Source organism: Streptomyces sp. KL109B, from assembly GCF_030766935.1.
Classification (GTDB): domain Bacteria; phylum Actinomycetota; class Actinomycetes; order Streptomycetales; family Streptomycetaceae; genus Streptomyces.
Window position 1 is genome coordinate 435,199 of record NZ_JASERL010000006.1, and the last position, 26,101, is coordinate 461,299.

Consider the following 26,101-nt stretch of genomic DNA (forward strand, 5'->3'; position numbering starts at 1 on the left):
CCTTACGGCTGGATCTTCTCCAGGTCGTCGAGGAGGGCCGGGTGGGTCGGCTGCCAGCCGAGGGCGGCGCGGGTGTGGGCGCTGCTCGCCGGCTGGTCGGTCGCGAAGATCGGGCCGAGCGGGCCGAAGTTCTCCTCCGGCACCGACTGGGCCGGGACGCCGAGCCGCCGCCCGATGACCGCGGCGATGTCCCGTACGGCATCGCCCTCGTCGGCGACGGCGTGCCACGCGGTTCCGCCGGGGGCCTTCTCCAGGGCGAGGCGAAACAGGACGGCGGCGTCGAGGGCGTGCACGGCGGGCCAGCGCTGTGTGCCGTCGCCGGGGTAGCCGGAGACGCCGCTCTGGCGGGCGATCCGGGTGAGGAGCCCCGCGAAGCCGCCGTCGCCCTCGTTGTGGACGGTGCGCGGCAGGCGGATCGCCGAACTGCGCACGCCGCTGGAGGCGAGGCCGAGGAGGCGGTTCACCGACTCGCCGCGCCCGCCGACGGGGCCGTCCGTGGACAGCGGATCCTCCTCGGTCGAGGCCCGGCCCTCGGCCCGAGGCGTGCCCGACACCGTGACGAGCGGCTTGTCCGAGCCGACGAGGGCCTCGCCGAGCGCCGCCGTCGCGGCGCCCTCCTCCGCCACGGAGCGGGCCAGCGCCTCGGGCGAGCTGAAGTCGTTGCTGAAGGCGAGGTGCACGACGCCGTCCGCCTGCTCGGCGGCGGTGCGCAGCACATCGAGGTCGGTGAGGCCGCCGCGCAGCACGTCCGCCCCGGCGGCCCTGGCCTTGTCGGCGGAGGCCTCGGAACGGGCGAGGGCGGTGACCGTGTGTCCCGCGGCGAGCAGTTCGGAGACGACGGCGGAGCCGATGAGACCTGTACCGCCGGTGATGAAGACGCGCATGGCGAGCTCCAGGGGTGAGGGGGAGGGAGAGAGATGGGTGATGCGACACATGTCGCATCACCTGTCTCAATACCGTACACCCAGTGATGCGACATCTGTCGCATCACTTACGATGGTCGTATGCCGAGATGGAAGCCGGATGCCCGGCAGCGCCTGGTCGTGGAGGCGCTCCGCCTGTTCGCCGAGCAGGGCTACGACGACACGACGGTCGCCCAGATCGCCGAGCGCGCGGGCCTCACGCGCAGCACCTTCCACCGGCACTTCGCCGACAAGCGGGAGATCCTCACCGCGGGCCAGAAGACCCTCAGCCGCCTCCTGGTCGAGGGCATCGGCGACGCGCCCGCCGACGCCACCCCGGTGGCCGCCGTCGCGGCGGGCCTGGAGCGCGCCTCGGGCGACATGACCTCCTTCAACCGCGAACTCGGCCCCCTGCTGCACGCGGCGATCGAGGCCAACAGGGAACTCCAGGAACGCAACGCGCTCAAGAGCATCGGCATGGCCGCCGCCATGGTCGACGCGCTCAAGGCGAGGGGTGTCGCGGAGGCCACGGCGCAGGTCGCCGCCGAACTCGGCGTCCTCGCCTTCAAGCTCGCCTTCACCCGCTGGGCCGACCCCGCCCGCGACGAGGACCCCGGCGAGCTGGCCCCGCTCGCCCTCGCGGCGCTCGAAGAGCTGCGGGCGGCGGCCGTAGAGCTGCGCTGACGCGCGTCACTCCTCGTCGAGCTGGTGGTCGGCCCAGACGTACCCCGCCGGCAGCAACTCGGCGACAGGAGTGCTGCGCAGGCGCCCGCCCGCGCCGCCGCCGACGACGATCTCGACGGCCGGGAAGTAGTCGAGCAGCACCTGCCGGCACCGGCCGCACGGCGGTACCACGCCACGCTCCCGGTCGCCCACCGCGACGACCGTGACCAGCTCCTCGACGCCCTGCGCGGCCGCCGTACCGAGGAGAACCAGCTCTGCGCAGGGCCCGCCCGTGAAGTGGTAGACGTTCACGGCGGTGACGATCCGGCCGTCCCGGGCGCGGCCCGCGGCGGCCATGGTGTGGTTGTCGCCGTGGCAGCGCGTGCGCGCCACGTGTGTCGCCGCCTCGACGAGTTCGTGGTCGACGGGGCGCGGCGCGGACGGGTCCGTGGCTTCGTTGTTTCGTGGCATGTCACTAGTAAAGTGCCTGGCGGTACGCCCAGTTGACCGGACCACGCCGCTGAGAGGGAGCCCGTGAGGATCGAACTTCCGCCGGAGCCGGTGCACTTCGTCAACCGAGACGACGAGCGGGAGCGGGCACTGCGCGCGGTGGACGACTGGCAGGGGCGTTCCCGGCCGCTCATCATGTCGCTCAGCGGCCCCGCCGGACTCGGCAAGTCGGAGCTCGCGTATCTGATCGCCCGGACGGTGCGCGACCGCTACCCCGACGGCGTCCTCTCCGTCGACCTCGACGACTTCCGGCTCGACGGCGTCCTCGACCCCGCCGACGTACTGGCCCAGCTGCTGCGCTCCCTGGACGTCGAAGACGGCCTGCTGGCACGGCAGTTCAAGGCCCGCTGCAGGCAGTACTGGAGCCTGACGGCGGACCTCGGCCTCGTGCTGGTCGTCGACAACGTCCGGTACGCCTCCGAACTCGTCCCCCTGCTCCCGGCCTCCGGCGCGAGCCTGGTGATCGTCGCGAGCCATGGCCCGCTGTACGACCTGGAGGACGGCGCGGCGATCGGCCTGCCGCTGCACCCCCTGACGGAACGCGCGGCGACCGAACTCCTCGAACTGATCGTCCGCGACGACCGGCTCGCCGAGGACCCCGCCGCCGTACGCGCGCTCGTGGGCCTGTGCGAGGGGCTGCCGACCGCCCTGCACGTCGCGGGCCGCTGGATCCGCGCGCACCGGCTGCGCCCGCTGCCCCGCCTCATGGACGAACTGCGCGGCGAGTGGAGCGAGAAGGGCGTACCGGGAGTCGAGCGAATCTGGGACACGGCGTACCACGCCCTGTCCGAACCCGCCGCCCGCCTCTACCGACTGCTGCCGCACCACCCCACGGCCGCCTTCACACCCGACTCCGCCACGGCCCTGCTCGGCCTCGGCTCCGACGCCTGCCAAGGCGCCCTCGAAGAACTCGACCGGGCCGGAGTCCTCGACCTGCGCGCGACACCCGGCGACGGTGCGGCGGCACGCATGCGGCTGCCGGGCCCGCTGCGCGCGCACGCCCTGCGCAGGTCACGCCGCGACGCGGCGGCCGACGAGGCGCGGGAGGCGCAGGCCCGGGTGGTGCGCTGGTACGTCCGCCAGGCCCAGCGGGCCGACCTGACCGCGGCAGGCACCCGCCTGGTGGTCACCGACCGCGCCGCCCCGCTCCCCGACGCCCCCGACACACCCTTGCCGGAGGCCCCCGCCCGCGCAGCCCAATGGCTCCTCGCCGAACGACACACCTTGTTCGCCTGCGTCCGCCTCGCCCACACCCTCGGCCTGGACGCCGAAGCGGTGGCCCTGTCCGAGCCCCTGTGGACGTACGCCCTCGACCACCCCGGACAGGCCGAGGCCGTCGACGCGTTCCGGCTCGCCCGCGACGCGGCGGTCCGGCACGGCGGCAGCGCCGCCTGGCTCGTCCGCACACGCGTCCAACTGGCCCGCCAGCTCTGGGAATTGGGCGACTTCACGGAAGCCCGGAACGAACTCGACGCCGCACAGTCGGCCGCCGATCTCCTCGGCGCCACGGACACGGACCGCAAACTCACCGCCTCCGTCCTCGAGTCCCACGGCATGCTGAAGGGCGCGCAGGGGCACTGGGCGGACGCGGTCACCGACTTCGCGGCCTCCCGCGACGTACACCGAGTCATCTCCAACCCGTACGGCGTCATGCTGCAGACCTACCGCATGGGCGAGGCACTGGCCCGCCTCGACGACACGGAGGGCGCGCACCGCCTGCTCGCCGAGGCGCACGCCTCGGCCCGGGAGCAGGGCCGCGCCCGCATGACCCTCCGCACGGGCTTCGCCCTCGCCGGCGTGCTCGCTCGACTCGACCGCAGGGACGAGGCGCGCGTCCTGTACGAGGAGTCCCTCGACGGCGCCCGCGGCCGCGGCTCCGGCTTCGACGAGGCACGGGTGCGTGACGCGATGGCCGACCTGGCGGTGGCCGACGGACGGCACGGCGAGGCGGAGGAACACCGGCGGGCCGCGCACGAGATCCGCCACCGCAACGGCCTTGCCTAGATCTCCTGTTGGGCCTCGTTGTCGGTGGCGTGGCGTACATGCAGCGGGAACGCCCGCGCGCCGATCACGCACGTGAGCCGGGGCTCGGGCGCGGTCGGCGTCTTCGTTTCCGTTTTCGTGAGCCAGGCGTGCGCGGCCGACACGGCGGCGGCCGGGTCCACGCGTGCGACGCGACCGTCCTCCCGGACGACGGGCCCGGCCTCCAGAACGTACGGGCGGTCATGCCCGCGGACGCGCAGCAGGCAGCGCCCCGAGGGCGAGGGCAGGACGGCGGCGACCGTGCGGCACCCCGGGTACGCGGACAGGGTGTCCCGCGCCCAGCCGTCGAAGGTCCAGGTGAGCCCCGGCCCGCCGTCGCGGGGCGGGGCCTGCGGCCTTCGGTACAAGAGGCCCGCGGAACGGGCCAGTTGCTCGCTCGCCGCGCCGAGTTCCACGGCCAGGTGATGGCCGGGTGGCCCGGCTCCGGCGGGGCGGCGCGCGACGACGACTCCGTCCCCGGACTCGGTGAACTCGGCTTGTACGTCAAAGGAGTTGGGCGTGCGGGTCGGCGGCCGGGGGAGGGGGAGCGGCGCGGCGACGGGGGCGGGCCGGGCGGCCGGTGGGGTGAGGTCGAGCAGGGTGTAGAGCTCGGCGCGCAGCCGCCGCAGGGCGTCGTGGCGGTGCGCGAAGGCGGCGCCGGCGGCGGACGCCGCGGGCCCCGGCCGGTACGCGCGCAGCGCCTTCGCCACGTCGTCCGCCGGCCCCAACTCCGGTACGCCGCCCAGGAGTACGCCCATCGGGCTGCCGGTGAGGAGTTCGGCGCCGCCCCGGCAGGCGGCGACGACGGGCCGCGTGTCGTCGGCGGCGGCGTAGTACAGCGCGGCCGAACCGTGGTCGGTGATCAGGGCGTCCGCCGCGACGAGGACGGACGCCCACTCGTCGCGCGGCCGGGGCAGCAGCAGACCCGCAGCGAGCGCGGGTTCGAGGCGCTGCGTGAGCTCGAACGAACCGAGCCTGCTCCACTCGTTGGGGTGCACGACGAGCGCCAACTGGTACTCGTCGTGCGGCAGTTGGGCGGCGAGCTCGGCCGGCAGGTCCGGGCGGCGGCAGAGGAGCGACTCGGGTCCCCAGGTGGAGGTGAGGGCGAGGAGGGTGCGCGGGCCCGTGCCGAGTGCGGACCGGTAGCGGTCACGGTGCGCGCGGGAGGCGAGGACGCGCTCCAGCGTGGGGTCGCCGACGACCTTCGCGCTGCGCGCCGCCCGCGGGGCCACCCTCGTGAGCCGGGCCACCTGGTCCGGGTGGGCGAGGGCGTGCAGCGCGATCGGCGCGGCGTCCCCGGACCGGGCCAGGTACAGCGGGTCGAGCCCGGACGCCGAGTCCGGACCCGACCCCTCGTACGGAAGGGACTTGTTGAACCCCGCCCCGTGCGGCAGCAGGACCTGCGGCCCGCGCAGCCGCCCCAGCTCCCCCTTCGGGCTCGCCACGACCACGAGGTCGTACTCCGTGCGCGTGGCCGTGTCCCACGGCACGGTGCGCGCGCCCGTCTCCTCGATGGCGGTCAGCGCGTCGGCCCCGAAGTCGGAGCCGGGGACGAGGGTGAAGCGGCGGGTGACGCGGTCGTCACCGGCGAGGGCGGGCAGCACGTCGAGGAGCCGGTAGAGCGCTACGGCCGACCGCGCGGCGAACAACACGGTCCGCTCCCGCTCCCGCTGCCGCTCTCTGTCGCCTGTCGCCCGTCGCCCGTCGCCCGTCGCCCGTCGCCCGTCGCCCGTCGCCCGTCGCCCGTCGCCCGTCGCCCGTCGCCCGGAAATGGTCGATTCTAGTGGGTGCGGGTCGTCCGCGGTGCCGTTTCCGCAGATGGGAGCTGGTTCTTGTGCGTCGTCCGGCGACATGATCCGATCCTACCGTCGGGTGTTCCAGGGGAACCGCGTACGGCTCGGGGCCGGGGAGGGTGTGGCGGGGGATGAGTGACTGGGGCGTGGCGTTGATCGCCGCGGGATCGGCGATCGCGGGCAGCGTCGTCACCGGCTGGTACGGCAGGGCCTCCGGCATCCGCCAGGCCGAGGCCGCCCGGCACGCCGGGGACCGGCAGGCGGACGCGCTGCTCACCTCGGTCCGGATGACACTCGGGGCCGAGGAGGAGCGGGCCGCCCGCGAGGTACGGCGTCGTACGTACGCGGAGTTCCTGGCGGCTGTCGAGAGCCGCGTCTCCGGTGCGGAGGACGACGCGTCGCGGCTGTACCGGGCGGCGAGCGCCGTCGCCCTCGAAGGCCCGCCGGCCGTGGCCGACGCGGCGGGCGGTGTCGTCGACGTGCTGCGCCGGCACGTGGCACCGGACGAAGTGCGGCGCGCGAAGGACGAGTTCGTCCGCGCCGCGAGGGAGGACCTGAACGGGGCGGCCGACACCTGAGGGCCGGGCTACGAACCGGCGATCTCCTGGCGCAGCCGCCGCGTGAAGCCGCGCAGGAGCTCCAACGCCTCCTGGTACTCGGCCCTGCGCTCCGGCATCCCCTCCGTGGGACGGATGCCCCAGACCTTCCGGGCGAGGGCGTCGGCGACGCCGACGGTGTCCTCGTCGCAGAGCAGGTAGAGCGCCGACCGGGCCTCCTGCATCCGGTTCGCCAACTCGTTGGCGCCGGGGCCGTCATCGCTCAGCCGCGAATCCTTCAGGTAGTCGATCAGCTGCACCACGGCCGTGCTGAAGCCGACGCCGGCCTTGAGCTTCTGTTCGCGCAACCACATCCGGTCCTGGCGACGAGCGGTGAACCAGGATCCGAACACGGCACCTACGAGCCCGATACCGGCCCCGAGGACCACGGACAGCATGCTCAGCACGGTCGCGTCACCCGCTCTTCTGATCCCCCGGTGGTCGTCATGCGGATCAGCGTAGGACTCGACAGGCCCTAGCGGTCGCGGTGCACCGACCGGACCGCGGCCGCCGCCAGGACGAGCGCACCCGCGCCGAGGACGACATTGCCGACCAGGGCGACGCGGAGCGGGACACCCATGTCGGACGCGTGCGTGAAGCCCACCCAGACGTACGTCAGCAGCGCGCCGACGGCGACCGAGACGCGATGGGTGGCTCCCCAAGCAGGGCCGTGTGACCAGCGGATGCCCAGGGTGACGGCGGCCGCGGCCAGGAGGAACCAGAAGACGACCACGAGCCAGTCCGAGACGTGGTCGCGCAGCAGCGACTGTCCGCCCCAGTACGCGCTGGTGAGGGCGAAGGCGGCGCAGCCGGTCCACCACGGAGTGGGTGCCTCGGCGGCGCGGACGAGGGGACGGGGGAGTGGCACGCGGTCGACGAGGAAGGCCGCCGCCACCAGCGCGGCGATCAGTACGACGGCGACCGTCCACTGCCAAGGCGAGGCCATGAACTCGTCGTTGTACGCGTACTGCAGGGCGGCGAGGCCGAACGACCCCAGCGCGAACACCACCGCGGTGACACCGAGCCCGGGCCGCCCCAGCCACGGGCGTCGCGGATCCCGGCTGAACGCCTCGACCAGCGCGATGGGCACGCAGACGCTCCACACCATGTGCATCGACACGACGTCCTGGAGGAGGGCCACGCTGGTGCCGAGCAGCGGTACCTGGGTGCCCGCGTAGACGAGGCCGAACGGGACGCCGCCGTAGTCGGGGTTCCACAGCATCTGGTCGACGGGCCCCTCCTCGAACAGCCCGTAGGCCGCCCCGAGCAGCAGCATCGTCGGCCAGCCCCGCCCGGTGTGCCGTGCGGACTCCCGGACGAGCAGGGCCCCGCACCCGTACAGGGGGAGGTACATGAACAGCGAACCGAAGTCGCTGATCGGCGTGTTGCCCAGGAGGAACTCGCCGACCAGCGGGGCCAGCAGGAGCAGGGCGACGGTCGACCGCCGGCGGTGGGGGGTGCGGCGTACGTCGTTCATCGGGCCGAGAGTATCCGTGCGCGTCCGCTCCGGGCCGCAGGCGAGTGGTGAGGTCGGCGCTGCTCTCGCGTTACGTTGGACGGGACACAGGACTTGAGGCACCACGTCACGTAAGGACACACGCGTCATGAGCACCACCCCCCAGGTCACCCTCAACAATGGCGTCACCATGCCGCAGCTCGGCTTCGGCGTCTTCCAGGTGCCCGACGAGGAGGCGTACGCCGCCGTCACGAGCGCCCTGGAGAGCGGCTACCGCAGCATCGACACGGCGACCCTGTACGAGAACGAGAAGGGCACGGGCCGCGCCATCGCCGACTCGGGCCTGGCTCGCGAGGACGTCTTCGTCACCACCAAGCTGTGGAACGACGCGCAGGGCAGGGACGCCGCGCTGCGCGCGTTCGACGCCTCGCTCGGCCGGCTCGGCATGGACTACGTCGACCTGTACCTGATCCACTGGCCCGCGCCCGCGCAGGACAAGTACGTCGAGACGTGGCAGGCGTTCGAGGAGATCCTCGCCGACGGCCGGGCCCGCGCCATCGGCGTCTCCAACTTCCTTCCCGAGCACCTGGACCGGCTCGCCGCCGAGACCTCCGTCGTGCCCGCGCTCAACCAGATCGAGCTGCACCCGCGCCTCCAGCAGGAGGAACTGCGTACGTACGGCGCGAAGCACGGCATCGCGACGGAGGCATGGTCCCCGCTGGGCCGCGGCAACGGCGTCCTCGACGACGACACCGTGACCGCGCTCGCCCGCAAGCACGAGCGCAGCCCGGCGCAGATCGTGCTGCGCTGGCACCTGCAGCTCGGCAACGTGGTCATCCCGAAGTCGGTGACCCCGTCCCGGATCAAGGAGAACATCGACGTCTTCGGCTTCGAGCTGGACGCCGAAGACATGGCGGCGCTCGCCGGCCTGGAGACCGGCGAGCGGGTGGGTCCCGACCCGGCGGTGTTCGGGGCCTGACGCCCCACGGGGCCGGGATGGAGGACCTGGCCGTGTTCGGGGGCTGAGGCTGATCGCGGTCAGACGTCGAGCGGGCGGCCCTCCCACAGCCGGAGCTCCCAGCCGTGCTCCGGCGAGCCTTCGAGGGCGACGACGCCGGTGTTCGGCAGCGGCCGGGCGGCGATGAAGTCGACGTCGATGTTGCCCGCCCGCGCCGCTGTCCACGTACGGATCACGGCGCCGTGGCTGACCATGACCACCGTGTCGGCGCCGGTCGCCGCCGCCTCGGCGACGACGGTGTCGAAGCGGCCGAGCGTCTCCACGCCGTTCTCGCCGCCGGGCATCCGGCGCCCGGTGTCGTCCGCGGACCAGGCGAAGGCCGTGGCCAGGTAGGTCCGGGCGGCTTCGTCGTCGCCGCGCATCTCCATGTCCCCGGCGGCGATCTCACGGATCCCGTCGCGGACGTGGACGTCGAGGCCCCGCGCGCGGGACAGGGGCTCGGCGGTGAGCTGGGTGCGGACGAGCGTGGAGGCGTACATGGCGTCGATCCGCTCGTCGGCCAGCGTCCCCACGAGCGCCTCCGCCTGCTCCAGGCCGAGCGGTGTCAGGCCGGGGCCGGGCGCCGCCGTATCGAGGAGGCGCTTGAGGTTGGACGGGGTCTGGCCGTGACGTATGAGCAGCAGACGCATGCGGGAGGTACCTCCGGGAGACGAGTGGAACGCTTGCCTCCAACTGTGCCAGCCGCCGTCGTGTCCCGATGCCCTACGCCGTCTTCGGTGGTCAGCCCAGCTGTTCCAGCAGCCGGGCCGCGAGCGGGGCGGCGGACGCCGGGTTCTGGCCGGTGACGAGGTTCCGGTCGACGACCACGTGCGGCGCCCACGGCTCGCCGACCCGGACGTTGATCCCGGCCTCCGTGAGCCGGTCCTGGAGCAGCCAGCGCGCCTTGTCGGCGAAGCCGGCCTGCGCCTCCTCGACGTTGGTGAAGGCGGCGACGTCGTACCCGGCGAAGGCGTTGCCGCCGTCCGCCTTCGTGGCGGCGAGCAGCGCCGCGGGCGCGTGGCAGACGACGCCGAGCGGCTTGCCGGACTCCAGGGCGCGGGTCAGCAGCGCACCGGATTCGGCGTCGGCGGACAGGTCCTCCATGGGGCCGTGGCCGCCGGGGTAGAACACGGCCGCGTAGTCGTCCAGGTTCACCTCCTCCAGCTTGACCGGGGAGCGCAGCTCGGCGTTGTCCGCGACGGCGGCTGCCATCCGGTCGGCGTTCTCCTGGCCGTCGTTGAACTCGGGCGCGAGGCTGCCCGCGTCGACGGTGGGCACGACGCCGCCGGGCGTCGCCACGACGACCTCGTGGCCGGCCGCCTTGAAGGCGTCGTACGGGGCGATGGCCTCTTCGGCCCAGAAACCGGTGGGGTGGCGGGTGCCGTCGGCCAGGGTCCAGTGGTCGGCGCCGGTCACTACGAACAGGATCTTCGACATGGGGGTTCATCTCCGGGGGAGGCGTCGGTGTGGTGATGTGTCGACGGTAGGGCCGCCGGCCCGGGCCGACCAACGCGGGATCCGCAGATCCGGGTGATCCACCGGTCCCTTCCGGCCCGGGAGCGGCGCGCGATACGGTGCCGGGCGTGGCAGAGCGGATCCAGTCGGTGGAGCGGGCGGCGCTCGTCCTTCGGCTGCTCGCGTCCGGACCCCGGCAGTTCGCGCTCACGGAGCTGGCCAGGGCGATGGGCCTGTCCGAAGGGGAGCTGCGCGGCATCCTCGGCACGCTCGTGACGGCGGGCCTCGTGGAACAGGACCCGGCCACCGGCAAGTACCGGATCGGCGCGGCCCTGCTCCACCTGAGCAACGGCGACCTCGACGCCAACGAACTGCGTGCCCGCTCGCTGCACAGCGCCGACACCCTCGCGGCCCGCAGCGGCGAGTCCGTGTGGATCGGCACACCGCACGAGGAGCAGGTCCTCGTCGTGCACCACGTCTTCCGTCCCGACGGCAGCGCCCAGGTCCTGCGCATGGGCGACCATGTACCGCTGCACGCCACGGCCATCGGCAAGACCCTGCTCGCCTTCGACCACGACCTCGACGTCCCCGAGAAACTCCCGCCCTTCACCGACCGTACGCTCACCGAACGCGCCGCGCTGGCCGCCGAGTTGTACGAGATACGCCGCCGTGGCTGGGCCGCCGCGATCGACGAGCACACCGAAGGGGAGAGCGCGATCGGCGCCCCCGTCCGCGACGCCTCCGGCCGCACCGTCGGCGCCCTCTCCATCGCGGGCCCCACCCACCGCCTGACCGATTCCGGCCACCCCCGCGCGGCCCTCGCGGCCCAAGTCACCGACGCGGCGGGGGAGATCGGCCGAGCACTGGCTCGCTGAGTCAGCACCGCCACCCTTTCCACTCCAACGGGCGCGTGGCGCACGGCGGTTGGTGTGTTCGCCGTCGGGCGCTTCAGGTGGTCGGCGGGACGAACTCCGGCTGGTCCAGGAGGCGGAGCCAACTCCCGTCCGGCTGACGGCGGACGACCTGTGCGCGGGCGCCCGCGCCGTCCTTCGGCGGGGTCGACGTGAGGGCGATGTCGCCGCTCAGCAGTGTCGGCAGTGGTTGTTCCGGGGTGAAGTGGGGGCGGTTCGCCAGGACCTTCTCCCACAGTGCGCGGATCGCCTCGCGGCCCACCGTTTCCTGGCCCGGCGGGTAGGCCAGCACCGCGTCCTCCTCGTAGAGCGCGGCGACGCCCGCCGCGTCGCCCGCGTTGGACCGCTCGACGAACAGGCGGGTGATGTCCTCGGGGCGCATGGCCTTCTCGTAGTGCGATGTCTCCGACATGGACTCCTCCTGTGTGCGCTGATATCGCCTGACTTCCACGTTCTGCTTCCAGCGTCGCCGCCCGCCGGGCAGAAGTCCAACAGATGGTTCTGCTGGAAACTAGAAGCTGTAGTACTAGAATCGGGGGTATGGAGATGCGGCAGCTCGAGTACTTCATCGCCGTGGCCGAGGAGCAGAACTTCACGCGCGCCGCCGAGCGGGTGCACATCAGCCAGTCCGGCGTGAGCGCCCAGATCCGCCGGCTGGAGCGGGAGATCGGGGCCGAGCTCTTCGACCGCTCGGCCCGCACCGTCACCCTCACCGTCGCCGGGAAGGCCGCGCTGGAGCACGCCAGGGCCACCCTCGCCGCCGCCGGGTCGATCGGCCGGGCGGTGGCCGAGGTCACCGAGCTGATCCGGGGGCGGCTCACCATCGGCATGGTCATCGGCTGCACCGTCACCCCGCTGTTCGACGCCCTCGCCGCGTTCCACGAGGCGTACCCGGGCGTCGAGTTGTCGCTGTTGGAGGACGGCTCCGACCGGCTCGTCGAAGGGGTGCGCGGGGGAGACATCGACGTCGCGCTCATCGGCGCCGCGCACGCCGCCCCCGACGACCTCGACTCCCTGACCCTCATCGACGAGCGGCTCGTCGTGGCGGTCCCGGCGGGGCACCCCCTGGAGCGGCGGCGGCGCGTGCGGCTGCGTGATCTGACGGACCACCCGCTCGTGTGCATGCCGTCCGGCACGGGCCTGCGCACCGTCCTCGACCAGGCGTGCGCCGCGCAGGGACTCCACCCCACCATCGCGCTGGAGGCGAGCGCCGCCGACGCGATCGCCGCACTCGCAGGCCGCGGCCTCGGCGTCGCCGTCCTCAGCGAGTCGATGGCCGCGAGCTACCGGGACCGCCTCACCGCCCACCTCATCGACGACGTACGCACACCGGCGCTGCTCGCCCTGGTCTGGAAGCGGGCGAGCAACCCGGCGCTGCGCGAGCTACTGACGCACGCGCGGCGGACGTTCGGCTGAGAGCCTGTGGCCCGGCACCGGCACCGGCACCAGCACCGGACTCACAGGTCCCCGTACTCGCCGACCCGCCGCCCCGCGACCCACGTCTGCAACACCTTCGTCTGCCACACCGCCCGCCCGGACGGCAGGTCGAAGGGGTCCGTGTCGGTGAGGATGAAGTCGCCCCACTTGCCGGGCCCCAGGGTGCCGAGGACATGCTCCTGGTGGGCCGCGTGCGCGGGCTCCACCGTGTACGAACGCAGCGCCTCCACCGGCGTCATCGCCTCCTCGGCCATGTTCATGTCGTCGGTGGCGTGAACCGGCTGCATCGACGCGACGATGCCGAGCCTCCGGAGCCGCGGAATGTCCTGTGGCGCCAGCACCTGTACGTGCTCGATACGGTGCCGCAGCCCGGCGTCGCCGTCAAGATCCCGTACGTCGGTCCGGGGGCGGGCACCGAATGTGAACGCCGTGTCAACAGCCTCTGAAACGGCGCCTCTTGGCGGTCCGGGATACGGGCGTCACTTGACGAACACCTCCATGGACTGGTCAATTGGTCCCATGACTGCCCAGCAGCACTTGGTCTCGCGCGACCACATCGACTTCGGTCGGGTGTGGTCGGCGGCGTGTTGCGCCTGAATCGGCAGCGGGCCCTCTGACCGGCCCCTCTCTCTTCCTCGGTAACCCCTTCGCGGCCCGAGCTCTGGCATTCCCCTGTAACGCCTCCTGTGTCGACCCGTCCTATTGACGGGCCGTCATCCCCATCATCTCCGCCCGCACGCGCGGCACTTGCGCCTGCCCGCGCGCGATCGCCGCCGCCCTCGAAAGGCCCTCCCATGCCCGTGGAATCCCTCGGCATCGCCGCCACCGGAACCACAGAACCGACGGTGGTTCACGTCACCGTCGACGACCCACGCGTCGAACCCCTGCTGCGCGAGCTCGGCCACGAGTACTCGACGCGGTACGGCAAGGACGCCCACGCCGAGATCGCCCGCTACCCCGACGAGGAGTTCACCCCCGCCCACGGCGGCCTGCTGCTCCTCGTCCTCGAACACGGCGAACCCGTCGCCGGCGGCGCCTTCCGCCGCTACGACACCACGACCGCCGAACTCAAGCGCATCTGGACGCACTCCGCACACCGGCGGCGCGGCCTCGCCCGCCGCGTCGTCGCCGAACTGGAGCGAGAAGCGCGCGCACACGGCTACCAGCGCGTCTACCTCACCACAGGACCGCGCCAGCCGGAGGCCCGCGGCCTGTACCTGGCCACCGGGTACACCCCGCTGTTCGACACCGAGGCCGACCCGGAGACCATCGGCCCGCTGCCGTTCGAGAAACACCTCAACCACCCCAGCCACCCCGAGCGGTCGTCACCCCCCCCACCGTCCGCCCTCAAAGTCGTCCCCGTCCGCCACTACGCCCGCTGGGCCGCGGCCGTCGCCGTACTCGTCGTGGTCGCCCAGCTCCTGCACGGCCTGCTCACCAACCCCGTCTGGGAATGGCACGTCTTCCGTGCCTACGTCCTGTCGGAGACGATCGTGCGGGCCGTCTGGGTGACCCTCCAACTCACCCTCTACGCAACGGTGTTGGGGTTCCTGCTCGGTACCGTCCTCGCCCTCATGCGGCTGTCGCACAGCCCGGTGCTGCGGACCGTGGCATGGACGTACATCTGGATCTTCCGGTCCATCCCGATGATCGTCCAGCTCGTCTTCTGGTTCAATCTCAGCGCGCTCTACAAGGAGTTGGGCCTCGGCATCCCCTTCGGGCCGGTGTTCTGGTCCGTCGACAGCAACAGCCTCATCGGCACCATCGGCGCCGCCATCATCGGTCTCACCCTGCACCAGGCCGCGTACGCCGCCGAGATCGTCCGCGGTGGTGTCATCTCCGTCGACCAGGGGCAGCTGGAGGCCGCCGCCGCTCTCGGCATCCCGCGCGTCCGGCAGCTCCGCCGCATCGTCCTGCCGCAGGCCATGCGCGCCATCCTGCCCACGGCGGGCAACGAGATCATCGGCCTGCTCAAGGGCACATCGGTGGTCTACGTCATGTCCATCGGCGAGCTCTTCTACCAGGCGCAGGTCATCTACGGCCGCAACGGCCGGGTCATCCCGCTGCTCCTCGTCGCCACCGCCTGGTACGTGGTCCTGACCTCGCTGCTGTCCATCGCCCAGCACTACGTGGAACGCCGCTACGCCAGGGGTGTCACCCCGAAGAACCTTGGAGGCCGACGATGACGACCCGTACGAGCAATGTGATGGTGGACGTCCAGGGCGTCCACAAGAGTTTCGGCGCGCTGGAGGTGCTGCGCGGCGTCGACCTGCGGGTGCACGCGGGCGAGGTCACCGTGGTCCTCGGCCCGTCCGGCTCGGGGAAGTCCACGCTGCTGCGCACCATCAACCACCTGGAGAAGGTCGACAGCGGCTGGATCAGCGTCGACGGCGAACTCATCGGCTACCGCCGCTCCGGGGACAAGCTGCACGAACTCAAGGAGAAGGGGGTCCTCAAGCAGCGCACCAACATCGGCTTCGTCTTCCAGGACTTCAACCTTTTTCCGCATCTGACCGTCCTGGAGAACCTCGTCGAGGCCCCCGTCTCCGCCCTGCGCCGCCCCCGCAAGGAGGCCGAGGACACCGCCCGCCGGCTCCTCGACCGGGTCGGGCTCGGCGACCGCGCGGACACCTACCCGCGTCGGCTCTCCGGCGGCCAGCAGCAGCGGGTGGCCATCGCCCGCGCGCTCGCCCTCGAACCGAAGGTGCTGCTCTTCGACGAGCCCACATCGGCGCTCGACCCGGAGCTGGTCGGCGAAGTCCTCGACGTCATCAAGGACTTGGCGGACTCCGGAACCACGATGATCGTCGTCACGCACGAGATCGGCTTCGCCCGCGAGATCGCGGACAACGTGGTGTTCATGGACGGCGGCACCGTCGTGGAGCAGGGGCCGCCCGAGGCCGTCCTCGACGCGCCGGAGCACGACCGTACCCGCGCGTTCCTCTCCAAGGTCCTCTGATCCAAGGCTCGTTGGTCGACCACCTCGTCACGTATCGCACGCACTCAAGGAGAAGCACGACCATGACCGGCTTCCTCACCCTCACCCCCGCCCGGCGACACACCGCCGCCGTACTCGGGCTCGCCAGCAGCCTCCTGCTCGCCTCCTGCGCCAACCCCACCGACGGCGGCACGACCGAGGTCGCGAACGGCTCCGGCACCAAGGCGAAGATCAACCTGAGCCCCGAGCAGCACCGCGTGAGCACCGGCAAGGTCGACTCCATAGCCGCCGAGGTGCCCGAGCGGATCCGTAAGAGAGGCACCCTGGAGGTCGTCGGCTCCTCCGGCTCCGCCGCGCCGCTCTCCTTCCACGCCACCGACAACAGGACCGTCATCGGCGTCGAACCCGACCTCGCCCACCTCGTCGGTGACGTGCTCGGCCTCAAGGTGAAGCTGAACACCGTGTCCTGGGAGAACATCTTCGTCGGCCTGGACAGCGGCAAGTACGACGCGGGACTCAGCAACATCACGGTCACCGAGGAGCGCAAGGAGAAGTACGACTTCGCCACCTACCGCGAGGACAACCTGGGCTTCGAGGCGAAGAAGGGCAGCGGCCTCAAGATCAGGGGGCCGAAGGACGTGGCGGGGAAGACCGTCGCCGTGGGCAGTGGCACCAACCAGGAGAAGCTGCTCGTCGAGTGGAGCAAGGCGAACGTGAAGGCCGGCCGGCAACCGGTCGACATCAAGTACTACCAGAACGACAGTGACACGTACCTCGCCCTCCAGTCCGGCCGCATCGACCTCTACCTCGGCCCCAACCCGACCGCCGCCTACCACGCGGCCGGCACCGGGAAGACGGAGGTCGTCGGCACCTACTCCGGCGCGGGCGCCGACCTCCAGGGACTCATCGCCGCCACCACCAAGAAGGACAACGGGCTCGTGAAGCCGCTCGCCGACGCGCTCGACCATGTCATCGACGACGGCAGCTACGCGAAGGTCCTCAAGCGGTGGGGCCTGTCCGACGAGGCCATCGACAGGTCGCGGATCAACCCGCCGGGCCTGCCCCGGAGCGCCCAGTAGACGACTTGGGCCGACCCACGTCGACCCGAGAGACCCCGAGCCGTACGCACCTCAAGAAAGGCACCCCCGTGTCTCCCTCTCCCACCCTCCACCTCGCCGTCGCCCTCGACGGCACCGGCTGGCACCCCGCCTCCTGGCGGGAACCCGTCGCCCGGCCGCACGACCTGTTCACCGCCGGCTACTGGGCGGACCTCGTCGCCGAGGCCGAGCGCGGGCTGCTCGACTTCGTCACCATCGAGGACGGACTCGGCCCGCAGTCCGCCCACTTCCTCGAACCCGACGAGCGCACCGACCAGGTCCGCGGCCGACTCGACGCCGTACTGATCGCCTCCCGTGTCGCCCCGCTCACCCGGCACATCGGCCTCGTGCCGACCGCCGTCGTCACCCACACCGAGCCCTTCCACCTGTCCAAGGCGATCGCCACCCTCGACTACGTCAGCCAGGGCCGCGCCGGACTCAGGGCGCAGGTCACCGCACGCCCGAACGAGGCCGCCCACTTCGGCCGCCGCACCACCGGGCGGGCGCGGATCGGTGAACTCCTCGACGAGGCCGCCGACTACGTGGAGGTGGTGCGGCGGCTGTGGGACAGCTGGGAGGACGGCGCCGAGATCCGGGACGCCGCGACGGGCCGCTTCATCGACCGGGACAAGCTGCACTACATCGACTTCCACGGCCCGCGCTTCAGCGTCCGCGGCCCCGCCATCACACCCCGCCCGCCGCAGGGCCAGCCACTCGTCACCGCCCTCGCCCATGGCACCCTCCCGTACCGGCTGGTGGCCCGCGCCACCGACGTCGGCTACGTCACCCCGCGCGACGCGGACCAGGCCCGCACCGTCGTCGGCCGGATCCGCGCCGAGCAGGAAGCGGCGGGGCGGGCCGCCGACCCCCTGCACGTCTTCGGCGACCTGGTCGTCTTCCTCGACGAAGACCCGGCCGATGCGAGGGCTCGCCGCGAACGGCTCGACGCGCTCGCGGGGGAGCCGTACCTGAGCGACGCCCCCACCTTCACGGGCACCCCCGCCCAACTCGCGGACTACCTCCAGGAGTTGTCCGCCTCCGGCCTGACGGGCTTCCGGCTGCGCCCCGCCGTCGTCGGCCACGACCTCCCGGCGATCACCCGCGGCCTCGTCCCCGAACTCCAGCGCCGCGGCGCCTTCCGCCGCGCCTACGAAGCCGACACCCTGCGCGGACTGCTGGGCCTCGCCCGCCCCGCCAACCGATACGCGGCCGCCTGAGCGGGAGGAACCGACACACCATGACCCATTCACCGCAGAGGACGAGCACGGGCAGGCCCGTGAAGCGGATCCACCTGGCCGCCCACTTCCCCGGCGTCAACAACACCACCGTCTGGAGCGACCCGCGCGCGGGCAGCCACATCGAGTTCGGTTCCTTCGCCCACTTCGCGCGGACCGCCGAACGCGCCAAATTCGACTTCCTCTTCCTCGCCGAAGGACTCCGCCTGCGCGAACAGGGCGGGAAGATATACGACTTGGACGTCGTCGGCCGCCCCGACACCTTCACCGTCCTCGCCGCGCTCGCCGCCGTCACGGACCGCATCGGCCTGACCGGCACCATCAACTCCACGTTCAACGAGCCCTACGAGGTGGCCCGCCAGTTCGCGAGCCTCGACCACCTCTCCGGCGGTCGCTCCGCCTGGAACGTCGTCACGTCCTGGGACGCCTTCACCGGCGAGAACTTCCGCCGCGGCGGCTTCCTCCCGCAGGGCGAACGCTACTCACGCGCACGGGAGTTCCTCACCACGGCCCATGAACTCTTCGACTCCTGGCGCGGCGACGAGATCCTCGCCGACCAGGAGACCGGCACCTTCCTGCGCGACGCCAAGGCGGGCGCCTTCACCCACACCGGCCAACACTTCGACATCCACGGCCGGTTCAACGTGCCGCGCTCCCCGCAGGGCCGCCCCGTCGTCTTCCAGGCCGGTGACTCCGAAGAGGGCCGCGAGTTCGCCGCCGCCGAGGCCGACGCCATCTTCAGCCGGCACGGCACCCTCGACGCGGGCCGCGCCTTCTACGCCGACGTAAAGGCACGCCTCCCCAAGTACGGCCGTGGCAAAGACCGGTTGCTCATACTCCCCGCCGCCACCTTCGCCCTCGCCGACACCGACGCGGACGCCGAGGAACTCGCCCGCGAGGTGCGCCGCAGCCAGGTCAGCGGCGCCACCGCCCTCAAGCACCTCGAGTTCGTGTGGAACCGGGACCTCTCCTCGTACGACCCCGAAGGCCCGCTGCCCGACATCGACCCGGACGTCCGCGAAGAACACATCGCCGAGGGCCGGGCCCAGGTCCGCATGTACCGGGACCCCCTGTCCACCGCCCGCGAGTGGCGCGAACTGGCCGCCGCCAACAAGTGGTCCATCCGCGACCTCGTCATCCACACCGGCAACCGGCAGAACTTCGTCGGCTCCCCGGCCACCATCGCCCGCACCATCAACGAATACGTCCAGGCGGACGCCGCCGACGGCTTCATCCTCGTCCCGCACCTCACGCCGGGCGGCCTCGACGCGTTCGCCGACCAAGTGGTGCCGCTCCTCCAGGAACAGGGCGTCTTCCGCACCGAGTACGAGGGCACGACCCTGCGCGAGCACCTCGGCCTCGCCCACCCCGACGCCCACCCCGACGCCATCCACGCGCCCACCCAGGAGCCCTCCCGTGCCTGACATCCCGCTCGCCGTGCTCGACCTCGTCCCGATCCCCTCGGGCGCCACCGCCGCCGACGCGCTGCGCAACTCCATCGACCTCGCCCAGCACGCCGAACGGCTCGGCTACGCCCGCTACTGGTTCGCCGAACACCACCTCAACCCGGGCGTCGCCGGCACCTCGCCCGCCGTCGTCCTCGCCCTCACCGCCTCCGCCACCGACACCATCCGGCTCGGCTCCGGAGCCGTACAGCTCGGACACCGCACCGCCCTGTCCACGGTGGAGGAGTTCGGGCTGCTCGACGCCCTGCACCCGGGCCGCGTCGACCTCGGCCTCGGCCGCTCCGGCGGCCGCCCGCCCGCACAGCCCGCCGCGACCGCGCCGAGCGGAACGCCGGTCGTCGAAGGCCGCGCCCCCAACGGGCTCGTCATCCCGCCCCGCTTCTCCTTCGAGCACCTCCTCGGCTCGCCCCGCGTCGCACTCCAACGCAAGCTGCTGCAACAGCCGGGCGCACAAGCACAGGACTACGCCGAGCAGATCGACGACATCCTCGCCCTGCTCGCCGGCACGTACCGGTCGGCGGACGGCGTCGAGGCACACGTCGTACCGGGGGAGGGCGCCGACGTCGAGGTGTGGATCCTCGGCAGCAGCGGCGGCGAGAGCGCCGAGGCCGCGGGTGCGCGCGGACTGCCGTTCGCCGCGAACTACCACGTCAGCCCGGCCACGGTCCTGGAAGCGGTCGAGGGCTACCGATCCTTCTTCAAGCCGTCCGCTGCCCTCGACGAGCCGTACGTGAGTGTCTCCGCCGACGTCGTCGTCGCCGAGGACGACGCCACGGCCCGCGAACTCGCCACCGGATACGGCCTGTGGGTGCGCAGCATCCGCAACGCCGAGGGCGCCATCGACTTCCCGACACCGCAGGAGGCCCGCGCGCACGCATGGAGCGAGGCCGACCGGGCGCTCGTACAGGACCGCCTCGACACCCGGTTCGTCGGCTCGCCCAAGACCGTGGCCCGCCGTCTCGCTCAACTCCAAGAGGCCACCGGCGCCGACGAGTTGCTCATCACGACGATCACCCACGACCACGCGGACCGGGTCCGCTCCTACGAGCTGCTGGCCGAGGAGTGGAACCGCTCTTGACGTGAAGTCCCCACGGCCACACACTCCTCTAAGGGAATCCTAGTGAAACGGTAGGAAATCATGGACGGTGCGGCGCGCGACCCCGGCGGCCCGGCCGTCCGCGCCGCCGTCCGGGCGCTGCCCCGGCTCACCTCCCGGCGCCACATCGACCTCGCGCGGGTGTGCAGCGCGGCGAGTTCTCCCCACGGCGGCGGCCAACTGGCCGCGCACGCCTGACACTTCCGTACGCCGACGCGCGTACGCCCGTGATCGAGCACCCCAGGGAGACGCATGTCCGCCACCGCCCCCACCGCCGCCGTGCCGTCCTTCCGGAGCCGCATCGGCTGCGACGCGCGCAGCGGCTACTACGCCGCGCCGCACCGCTACCGGCTCCACCTGTCGCCGTCCTGCCCGCACTGTCTCCAGATCGCCGTGACCCACACCCTGCTCGGCCTCGATGACACCCTCCCCGTCACCGTGCTGCCCGCCGCCCCCGACACACCCGGCGGCGGGCACCGGGCACTGCTCCCGCTCTACGAGGCCACATCACACCAGCACCCGGGCCCGCCCCTCGCACCCGTGCTCAGCGACGACTGGACGGGCCGCATCGTCAGCTCCCACCCCGGCGACATCCTGCACGACCTGGCGAGGCACTTCGGCGGCCACGGCCCCGACCTCCTCCCGCACGGCGCCGAGGGCGCGATCGCCGCGGTGGGCCGACTGTGCGAGCGCGGCATCACACTGGCCGCGCGCCGCGGCGACGCCATCGGACGCGCCACACCGCACCGCGCCCTGACCGTCCTCGACCGACGCCTCGCGGGCCGCGAGTACGTCCTGCACGGCCAACTCACCCTCGCCGACATCCGGTTGTGGTCGACCCTGGTCCACCCGAATCTCGCCGACCACGTCGCCACCCACCCCCGCCTCTCGACCTACGTGCGCCGCCTCTCCGCACACCCCGCCTTCGCACCCCACCTGGCGCGCTACTCCTTGGCGCTCGCCTGACGCGAGTTGAACTCCTCGACGTTCTTCTTCTGCTCCTCGTAGCTGTCGGTGAACCGGGTGTCCCCGGGCGCCACCGTCACGAAGTACAGCCAGTCACCCTTCGGCGGATCGATCGCCGCGTCGAGGGCGTCCTGCCCCGGATTCCCGATCGGCGTGGGCGGCAGCCCCTTGTGCTCGTACGTGTTGTACGGGCTGTCGATCCTGGTGTCCTCGTGGCTGGTGTCGAGCGTGGAGCGGTTCAGGGCGTAGTTGATGGTGGAGTCCATCTGGAGCGGCATGCCCTGGTCGAGCCGGTTGTAGATGACCCGGGCGACCTTCCCCATGTCGTCGTGGGTGTCTGCCTCCGCCTGCACGATGCTGGCGACGGTCACCGTGTCGTAGGAGCTGTCGCCGTTTCGCTGGTCGGCGGTGTTCGTCATGTACGACAGGAGCGAGGCGGAAGTCGTCTTGTCGTCGACGGGGTACGTGGCCGGGAACAGGTAGCCCTCGGGGTTGCCGTCGGCTGCGCCCGGCAGATCGAGCCGCGCCTTGGAAACGGCCTTCTTCGTCGTCCCACCGTCGACGTCGAGCGCCTTGTCCACCGCCTCGTACACCTGACTCGCCCGATACCCCTCCGGGATCACCACCTTCGAGGCCCGCGTGGGCCCTTCCCTGCCGAGGACCACCAACAACGGCACGACAATGGCCGCGACGACGGCGAACACCAGGACGACGATCACGACGAGCCTGCGCTTCTTCTTCCGATCCTCGATCACACCAAGACGCTAACCAATCCAAGCGTCTCGACGACCGAGGCGCGGCACATCACGCCCCGCCGACGGAGGCGCGGCATATCAAGCCCCGCCGGCGATTGAGGCGCGGGGCCCGGGGCAGAGCCCCGCAACCGCAACCACGTCACCCGCAACCACGTCACCCGCCACAACCAGCCCGCAAGGCCACCGCCAACAACGCCGCGTCCCCCGGCCTCCGCACATCCCGCCCGGTCAACTCATGGAACCGGTTGAACCGATGCTGCACCGTGTTCCGATGGCAGTACAGCGCGTCGGCCGTATCGGCGATGGACCCGCTCCCCGCCAAATGGGTCCGCACCGTGTGCAGCAACCGCTCCGCCTCGGCACGCGCGACCCCCGCCCCCCGCACCCCGCCCAGCACATCCGCCGCCAGCTCCCGCCCGAAATCCCCGGCCCGATGGGCGAGGACATCCAGCCAGCAGTCCTCCAGGAGCCGCGGCGACCCGGTGTCCGCGGGCAGCACCTGCGCCGTCGCCGCCGCGAGCACCGTCCCCCTCGGCACACCGGCGAGCCCCCGTGTCGGCGTGGCTATCCCGCACGGCGAGTCCCGCAGCTGGTCCAGGACGTACGGGCGGGTGATGCGCTCGCTGAGCTGTACGACGAGGACCGCGTCGCCGCCCACCATCTGCTGCTGCACCCCGGCCCCCGCCGCCCGCAGCGCGAGCCCCGCCCGGTGCAGACCGGGGCCCGCCGCAGCGGACGACGCCGCGCACAGGAACCGGCCGTCGCCCGCGAATCCGAGGGCGAGCCCCGCGTCGCGCACGACCGTCGGATTGCGGCCCTCGCTCTCCAGGAGCCGCGCGAACCACATCCGCCGCTCGTCCTCCTCGCGGCGCCCCATCTCCAGGACCGTGCGCTGATACGCCGTCATGATCCCGGTGACATGCCCCTCCACCGCCTCCCACACGTGGTACGCGGAACCCGCCAACTCGGCCATGTCCTCCGGCCCTGCCCGGTTCACGAGCGCCTGCCACACCACCCGGAAGTCAAGGCGCGCCGCCTCCAGGAGCGCGTCGAGCGGCACACCCTGCCGGGCCCGTTCCTCGCCCACCCGCTGCGAGACACCCGCGACGTGCGGCGGCACCGGCAGATGCGCCACGGTCCGCAGCAGCAACTCGAAGGCCTGCCACGCCGAACCGCGGAACTGCGCGTCCGGCACCTGCGTCGCGTACGAGGTGCGGACCGGGCCGACCATTTCCAGCCACTCGCCGATCAGGTCGTCGACATTGTCCAGGCACTGCCCGGCGAGCTCGGCGATACGAGGGGACGGGAGCGGCAGGGCGGGGCTCCGGCCTCGGGGATTGTGCATGTGACCAATTCTCCGTGGCACGGTGACGATGTTTCAACGTTGGCCGGCAGCCCGATGCCGAGGATCCTGGTGCGATCCCCTGGGCGGAGCGTCCGGGGCCCACCGACCAGGAGGGCCATCCGACCGTGCACTTGACCCCTCGTGAACAGGAACGGCTCCAGCTGTTCACCGTCGCAGAACTCGCGCGCAGACGGCGCGCCCGCGGCCGTCGCCTCAGCGCCCCCGAGTCCATCGCCCTCATCTGCGACGAAATCCTGGAGGCCGCCTGGGACGGCCTGAGCCTCGACGAGGTGATCGAGGCGGCGCGGCAGGTGCTGACCGTCGACGACGTACTCGAAGGCGTCGCCGACATCGTGACGACCGTGCAGGTGGAGGCGCTGTTCCCGAGCGGTACCTCGCTGGTCGCCGTCGACCGGCCGATCGGCCCCGCGAGCGCCGAGGGCCCGGGAGCCGTCCGCACCGCCGACGTCCCCGTCGAGATCAACGTCGGCCGCCCGCGCACCACCCTCACCATCCGCAACACCGGCGACCGCGTCGTCTACATCTCCTCGCACTACCCGCTGCACGAGGCCAACCAGGCCCTCGAACTCGACCGGGACGCCGCCCGCGGGCTCCGCCTCGACATCGCCGCCGGCACCGCCCTCACCTTCGAACCCGGCGAGAAGCGCGAGGTCGTCGTCATCCCGGCCAGTCACAAGACCCGTACGACCCCTACGCCCCGTACGACCCGTTCGCCCCGTACGCCCGAGGAGCGCGCATGACCAGCCTCGACCGCCGCACGTACCACGCCCTGTACGGGCCCACGACCGGCGACCGCATCCGGCTCGGCGACACCTGCCTGTGGGTGGAGGTCGAGGCCGACGACGGCACCCCGGGCGACGAACTCCTCGGCGGCTGCGGCAAGACGGTCCGCGACGGGCTGCTCGCCTCGCCGCGCTCGGACCGCGAGTCCGCCCTCGACATGGTGGTGGCCGGGGCCGTCCTCATGGACCCGGTGCTCGGTGTGCGCAAGACCGACATCGGCATCAAGGACGGCCGCATCGTTTCCGTCGGCGGCGTCGGCAACCCGGACGTCATGGACGTCGAGTACGCCATCGACTCGCACACCTCCGTCGTGCCGGGGGAGGGGCTCATCGCCACGCCCGGCGTCGTCGACAGCCACGTACACCTCTCCTCACCGGAGGTGGCGCCCGCCGCGCTGTCCGCCGGAGTCACCACGCTGGTGGGCATGGGACTCGGTGGTGTGTGGGAGATCGGCTGCAATCCGACCCACAATCTGCATACGTTGATGAGCGCCTGGCAGGGCACCCCGCTCAACGTCGCCTTCCTGGCCCGGGGTTCGTCGAGTTCGCGGGCGCTGCTCGACGAGATCACCCTCGCCGGGGCCGGCGGCTTCAAGATCCACGAGGACTTCGGGGCGACGCCGCGCATCATCGACACGTGTCTCGACACCGCCGAACAGGCCGACCTCCCGGTCGCGCTGCACACCGACTCCATGAACGAGTCGGGGTATCTGCGGGACACCCTCGGCGCCACCCGTGGCCGCACCGTGCACGCGTACCACGTGGAGGGCGGCGGCGGGCACCCCGACCTCCTGGAGATCCTCTCCGAGCCGAACATCCTGCCCTCGTCGACGACACCCACCGTCCCTTACACCCCCAACACGGTCGGCGAGCTGTTCCCGATGACGATGACCGTGCACCGGCAGAACCACGCCTCCGCGAGCGATGTCGCCATCTCCAAGGGCCGGATCCGCGAGCACGCCATCGCCGCCGAGAACGCCCTGCACGACCTCGGCGCCATCTCCATCGTCAACTCCGACTCCATGGGCATGGGCCGGATCGCCGAGACCGTCCGCAGGACGTGGCAGCTCGCGCACGTGCAGGCGCTCGCGAACGGCGGCGGGGGAGTGGAACGCCCCGACAACACACGGGTGTTGCGCTACCTCGCGAAGATCACCCTCAACCCGGCGCTCGCCCACGGCCTCTCCCACGAGGTCGGCACCGTGCAGGCGGGGCGGATGGCGGACCTGGTGCTGTGGGACCCCAAGTGGTTCGGCGCCAAGCCGGAGTTGGTCATCAAGTCCGGGTTCGTGGCGTGGGGCAACACGGGCTCCGGGTCCGGCTCGACGCGGCTCACCCAACCCCGCGTCTACAAGCCCTACTTCGGCGCGCTCGGCGCCGCGCCCGCCCGGCTCGCCAAGGTCTTCGTCGCCGAGGCCGCGCTCACCGACCGGGCCGCCCGCGCCGCCCTACCGAGCGGACTCACGTACGCCCCGATCCGCGACAGCCGCGGCCTGACCCGCTCCGACATGCTGCACAACACGGCGACACCGCGGGTCGTGGTGCCACGCGAACCCGCGCCCGTCCTCGTCGACGGCGTCGAGACGGGAACGCCGCCCGCCACCGAGGTGCCGCTCGCGCAACTGCACCACTTCGCCTGACCCCGAAGGGCCCGCTCC

General features: G+C 72.1%; 27 protein-coding genes and 1 pseudogene. 17 read left to right on the top strand and 11 right to left on the bottom strand.

The window, feature by feature from the left end:
• Nucleotides 1-2 precede the first annotated feature (2 nt).
• Entirely contained in the window at nucleotides 3-884 is an 882-nt protein-coding gene (locus RBJ65_RS22705; RefSeq protein ID WP_306319155.1) for an SDR family oxidoreductase, read from the bottom strand.
• 120 nt (nucleotides 885-1,004) lie between these two features.
• Here RBJ65_RS22705 and RBJ65_RS22710 point away from each other — a divergent pair, with 120 nt between their 5' ends.
• Entirely contained in the window at nucleotides 1,005-1,586 is a 582-nt protein-coding gene (locus RBJ65_RS22710) for a TetR/AcrR family transcriptional regulator (RefSeq protein ID WP_306318992.1), read from the top strand.
• 6 nt (nucleotides 1,587-1,592) lie between these two features.
• Here the strand turns inward: RBJ65_RS22710 and RBJ65_RS22715 are convergent, their stop codons facing one another.
• A complete protein-coding gene (locus RBJ65_RS22715) occupies nucleotides 1,593-2,036 on the bottom strand; it encodes a cytidine deaminase (protein WP_306318993.1) in 444 nt (147 codons plus the stop codon).
• Nucleotides 2,037-2,099: 63 nt separating this feature from the next.
• On the opposite strand from RBJ65_RS22715, the gene RBJ65_RS22720 reads away from it, so the two are divergent.
• Entirely contained in the window at nucleotides 2,100-4,079 is a 1,980-nt protein-coding gene (locus RBJ65_RS22720) for a hypothetical protein (RefSeq protein ID WP_306318994.1), read from the top strand.
• Here RBJ65_RS22720 and RBJ65_RS22725 read toward each other — a convergent pair.
• A complete protein-coding gene (locus RBJ65_RS22725; protein WP_306318995.1) occupies nucleotides 4,076-5,749 on the bottom strand; it encodes a translation initiation factor 2 in 1,674 nt (557 codons plus the stop codon). The genes RBJ65_RS22720 and RBJ65_RS22725 overlap by 4 nt on opposite strands.
• A 272-nt stretch (nucleotides 5,750-6,021) precedes the next feature.
• Here RBJ65_RS22725 and RBJ65_RS22730 point away from each other — a divergent pair, with 272 nt between their 5' ends.
• Nucleotides 6,022-6,468, top strand: a complete 447-nt coding sequence (locus RBJ65_RS22730) for a hypothetical protein (RefSeq protein ID WP_306318996.1) — start codon at nucleotides 6,022-6,024, stop codon at nucleotides 6,466-6,468.
• An 8-nt stretch (nucleotides 6,469-6,476) separates the two neighbouring features.
• On the opposite strand, the gene RBJ65_RS22735 is transcribed toward RBJ65_RS22730, so the two are convergent.
• Nucleotides 6,477-6,893, bottom strand: a complete 417-nt coding sequence (locus RBJ65_RS22735) for a hypothetical protein (protein ID WP_306318997.1) — start codon at nucleotides 6,891-6,893, stop codon at nucleotides 6,477-6,479.
• A 68-nt stretch (nucleotides 6,894-6,961) separates the two neighbouring features.
• A complete protein-coding gene (locus tag RBJ65_RS22740; RefSeq protein ID WP_306318998.1) occupies nucleotides 6,962-7,963 on the bottom strand; it encodes a hypothetical protein in 1,002 nt (333 codons plus the stop codon).
• A 127-nt stretch (nucleotides 7,964-8,090) separates the two neighbouring features.
• Here RBJ65_RS22740 and RBJ65_RS22745 point away from each other — a divergent pair, with 127 nt between their 5' ends.
• Nucleotides 8,091-8,921, top strand: a complete 831-nt coding sequence (locus RBJ65_RS22745; RefSeq protein ID WP_306318999.1) for an aldo/keto reductase — start codon at nucleotides 8,091-8,093, stop codon at nucleotides 8,919-8,921.
• A 59-nt stretch (nucleotides 8,922-8,980) separates the two neighbouring features.
• Here RBJ65_RS22745 and RBJ65_RS22750 read toward each other — a convergent pair whose 3' ends face one another.
• Nucleotides 8,981-9,589, bottom strand: a complete 609-nt coding sequence (locus RBJ65_RS22750; protein WP_306319000.1) for a histidine phosphatase family protein — start codon at nucleotides 9,587-9,589, stop codon at nucleotides 8,981-8,983.
• A gap of 91 nt (nucleotides 9,590-9,680) precedes the next feature.
• A complete protein-coding gene (locus RBJ65_RS22755; RefSeq protein WP_306319001.1) occupies nucleotides 9,681-10,376 on the bottom strand; it encodes a type 1 glutamine amidotransferase domain-containing protein in 696 nt (231 codons plus the stop codon).
• A 146-nt stretch (nucleotides 10,377-10,522) separates the two neighbouring features.
• On the opposite strand from RBJ65_RS22755, the gene RBJ65_RS22760 reads away from it, so the two are divergent.
• Nucleotides 10,523-11,269, top strand: a complete 747-nt coding sequence (locus RBJ65_RS22760) for an IclR family transcriptional regulator (protein ID WP_306319002.1) — start codon at nucleotides 10,523-10,525, stop codon at nucleotides 11,267-11,269.
• 73 nt (nucleotides 11,270-11,342) lie between these two features.
• Here RBJ65_RS22760 and RBJ65_RS22765 read toward each other — a convergent pair whose 3' ends face one another.
• Nucleotides 11,343-11,717, bottom strand: a complete 375-nt coding sequence (locus RBJ65_RS22765; protein WP_306319003.1) for a nuclear transport factor 2 family protein — start codon at nucleotides 11,715-11,717, stop codon at nucleotides 11,343-11,345.
• A 128-nt stretch (nucleotides 11,718-11,845) separates the two neighbouring features.
• On the opposite strand from RBJ65_RS22765, the gene RBJ65_RS22770 reads away from it, so the two are divergent.
• Nucleotides 11,846-12,721, top strand: coding sequence for a LysR family transcriptional regulator (locus RBJ65_RS22770; RefSeq protein ID WP_306319004.1), 876 nt, complete (start codon nucleotides 11,846-11,848; stop codon nucleotides 12,719-12,721).
• A 41-nt stretch (nucleotides 12,722-12,762) separates the two neighbouring features.
• Here RBJ65_RS22770 and RBJ65_RS22775 read toward each other — a convergent pair whose 3' ends face one another.
• Nucleotides 12,763-13,029 (bottom strand): amidohydrolase family protein, encoded by a 267-nt coding sequence (locus tag RBJ65_RS22775; protein ID WP_306319005.1) that lies wholly within the window; start codon nucleotides 13,027-13,029, stop codon nucleotides 12,763-12,765.
• 507 nt (nucleotides 13,030-13,536) lie between these two features.
• On the opposite strand from RBJ65_RS22775, the pseudogene RBJ65_RS22780 reads away from it, so the two are divergent.
• From RBJ65_RS22780 to RBJ65_RS22820, 9 genes and pseudogenes are all read left to right on the top strand, one after another.
• A pseudogene (locus tag RBJ65_RS22780) lies at nucleotides 13,537-13,935 on the top strand (GNAT family N-acetyltransferase); the annotation flags it as partial.
• Nucleotides 13,936-14,019: 84 nt separating this feature from the next.
• Nucleotides 14,020-14,928: an amino acid ABC transporter permease gene (locus RBJ65_RS22785; protein WP_306319156.1), complete on the top strand. Its 909-nt coding sequence runs from the start codon at nucleotides 14,020-14,022 to the stop codon at nucleotides 14,926-14,928.
• A complete protein-coding gene (locus tag RBJ65_RS22790) occupies nucleotides 14,925-15,701 on the top strand; it encodes an amino acid ABC transporter ATP-binding protein (protein ID WP_306319006.1) in 777 nt (258 codons plus the stop codon). Before RBJ65_RS22785 ends, RBJ65_RS22790 begins: the two co-directional genes overlap by 4 nt.
• 62 nt (nucleotides 15,702-15,763) lie before the next feature.
• Nucleotides 15,764-16,759, top strand: coding sequence for an ABC transporter substrate-binding protein (locus RBJ65_RS22795; protein WP_306319007.1), 996 nt, complete (start codon nucleotides 15,764-15,766; stop codon nucleotides 16,757-16,759).
• Nucleotides 16,760-16,827: 68 nt separating this feature from the next.
• The gene (locus RBJ65_RS22800) at nucleotides 16,828-17,994 is read left to right on the top strand and encodes an LLM class flavin-dependent oxidoreductase (RefSeq protein WP_306319008.1); all 1,167 of its coding nucleotides are present in this window, start codon (nucleotides 16,828-16,830) and stop codon (nucleotides 17,992-17,994) included.
• 20 nt (nucleotides 17,995-18,014) lie between these two features.
• The gene (locus RBJ65_RS22805) at nucleotides 18,015-19,436 is read left to right on the top strand and encodes an NtaA/DmoA family FMN-dependent monooxygenase (RefSeq protein WP_306319009.1); all 1,422 of its coding nucleotides are present in this window, start codon (nucleotides 18,015-18,017) and stop codon (nucleotides 19,434-19,436) included.
• Nucleotides 19,429-20,556: an MsnO8 family LLM class oxidoreductase gene (locus tag RBJ65_RS22810; RefSeq protein WP_306319010.1), complete on the top strand. Its 1,128-nt coding sequence runs from the start codon at nucleotides 19,429-19,431 to the stop codon at nucleotides 20,554-20,556. The genes RBJ65_RS22805 and RBJ65_RS22810 overlap by 8 nt, the downstream gene beginning before the upstream one ends.
• Nucleotides 20,557-20,616: 60 nt before the next feature.
• A complete protein-coding gene (locus RBJ65_RS22815; RefSeq protein WP_306319011.1) occupies nucleotides 20,617-20,772 on the top strand; it encodes a hypothetical protein in 156 nt (51 codons plus the stop codon).
• 54 nt (nucleotides 20,773-20,826) lie between these two features.
• The gene (locus tag RBJ65_RS22820) at nucleotides 20,827-21,540 is read left to right on the top strand and encodes a glutathione S-transferase C-terminal domain-containing protein (RefSeq protein WP_306319012.1); all 714 of its coding nucleotides are present in this window, start codon (nucleotides 20,827-20,829) and stop codon (nucleotides 21,538-21,540) included.
• Here RBJ65_RS22820 and mltG read toward each other — a convergent pair.
• A complete protein-coding gene (gene mltG / locus RBJ65_RS22825) occupies nucleotides 21,519-22,295 on the bottom strand; it encodes an endolytic transglycosylase MltG (RefSeq protein WP_306319013.1) in 777 nt (258 codons plus the stop codon). The genes RBJ65_RS22820 and mltG overlap by 22 nt on opposite strands.
• Before the next feature lie 154 nt (nucleotides 22,296-22,449).
• On the bottom strand, nucleotides 22,450-23,640 hold the full coding sequence (locus tag RBJ65_RS22830; protein WP_306319014.1) for a CdaR family transcriptional regulator: 1,191 nt from the start codon (nucleotides 23,638-23,640) through the stop codon (nucleotides 22,450-22,452).
• Nucleotides 23,641-23,765: 125 nt separating this feature from the next.
• On the opposite strand from RBJ65_RS22830, the gene ureA reads away from it, so the two are divergent.
• Nucleotides 23,766-24,401, top strand: coding sequence for an urease subunit gamma (ureA, locus tag RBJ65_RS22835; RefSeq protein WP_306319015.1), 636 nt, complete (start codon nucleotides 23,766-23,768; stop codon nucleotides 24,399-24,401).
• Nucleotides 24,398-26,083 (top strand): urease subunit alpha, encoded by a 1,686-nt coding sequence (locus RBJ65_RS22840; protein WP_306319016.1) that lies wholly within the window; start codon nucleotides 24,398-24,400, stop codon nucleotides 26,081-26,083. Before ureA ends, RBJ65_RS22840 begins: the two co-directional genes overlap by 4 nt.
• The last annotated feature ends 18 nt before the right edge of the window (nucleotides 26,084-26,101 follow it).

Coding starts and splice junctions, on each gene's coding strand:
- RBJ65_RS22705 (WP_306319155.1), bottom strand. CDS start 884: ATGCGCGTCTTCATCACCGGCGGTACAGGTCTCATCGGCTCCGCCGTC.
- RBJ65_RS22710 (WP_306318992.1), top strand. CDS start 1,005: ATGCCGAGATGGAAGCCGGATGCCCGGCAGCGCCTGGTCGTGGAGGCG.
- RBJ65_RS22715 (WP_306318993.1), bottom strand. CDS start 2,036: ATGCCACGAAACAACGAAGCCACGGACCCGTCCGCGCCGCGCCCCGTC.
- RBJ65_RS22730 (WP_306318996.1), top strand. CDS start 6,022: ATGAGTGACTGGGGCGTGGCGTTGATCGCCGCGGGATCGGCGATCGCG.
- RBJ65_RS22740 (WP_306318998.1), bottom strand. CDS start 7,963: ATGAACGACGTACGCCGCACCCCCCACCGCCGGCGGTCGACCGTCGCC.
- RBJ65_RS22745 (WP_306318999.1), top strand. CDS start 8,091: ATGAGCACCACCCCCCAGGTCACCCTCAACAATGGCGTCACCATGCCG.
- RBJ65_RS22750 (WP_306319000.1), bottom strand. CDS start 9,589: ATGCGTCTGCTGCTCATACGTCACGGCCAGACCCCGTCCAACCTCAAG.
- RBJ65_RS22755 (WP_306319001.1), bottom strand. CDS start 10,376: ATGTCGAAGATCCTGTTCGTAGTGACCGGCGCCGACCACTGGACCCTG.
- RBJ65_RS22765 (WP_306319003.1), bottom strand. CDS start 11,717: ATGTCGGAGACATCGCACTACGAGAAGGCCATGCGCCCCGAGGACATC.
- RBJ65_RS22770 (WP_306319004.1), top strand. CDS start 11,846: ATGGAGATGCGGCAGCTCGAGTACTTCATCGCCGTGGCCGAGGAGCAG.
- RBJ65_RS22775 (WP_306319005.1), bottom strand. CDS start 13,029: ATGCAGCCGGTTCACGCCACCGACGACATGAACATGGCCGAGGAGGCG.
- RBJ65_RS22790 (WP_306319006.1), top strand. CDS start 14,925: ATGACGACCCGTACGAGCAATGTGATGGTGGACGTCCAGGGCGTCCAC.
- RBJ65_RS22795 (WP_306319007.1), top strand. CDS start 15,764: ATGACCGGCTTCCTCACCCTCACCCCCGCCCGGCGACACACCGCCGCC.
- RBJ65_RS22805 (WP_306319009.1), top strand. CDS start 18,015: ATGACCCATTCACCGCAGAGGACGAGCACGGGCAGGCCCGTGAAGCGG.
- RBJ65_RS22815 (WP_306319011.1), top strand. CDS start 20,617: ATGGACGGTGCGGCGCGCGACCCCGGCGGCCCGGCCGTCCGCGCCGCC.
- RBJ65_RS22820 (WP_306319012.1), top strand. CDS start 20,827: ATGTCCGCCACCGCCCCCACCGCCGCCGTGCCGTCCTTCCGGAGCCGC.
- RBJ65_RS22830 (WP_306319014.1), bottom strand. CDS start 23,640: ATGCACAATCCCCGAGGCCGGAGCCCCGCCCTGCCGCTCCCGTCCCCT.
- RBJ65_RS22840 (WP_306319016.1), top strand. CDS start 24,398: ATGACCAGCCTCGACCGCCGCACGTACCACGCCCTGTACGGGCCCACG.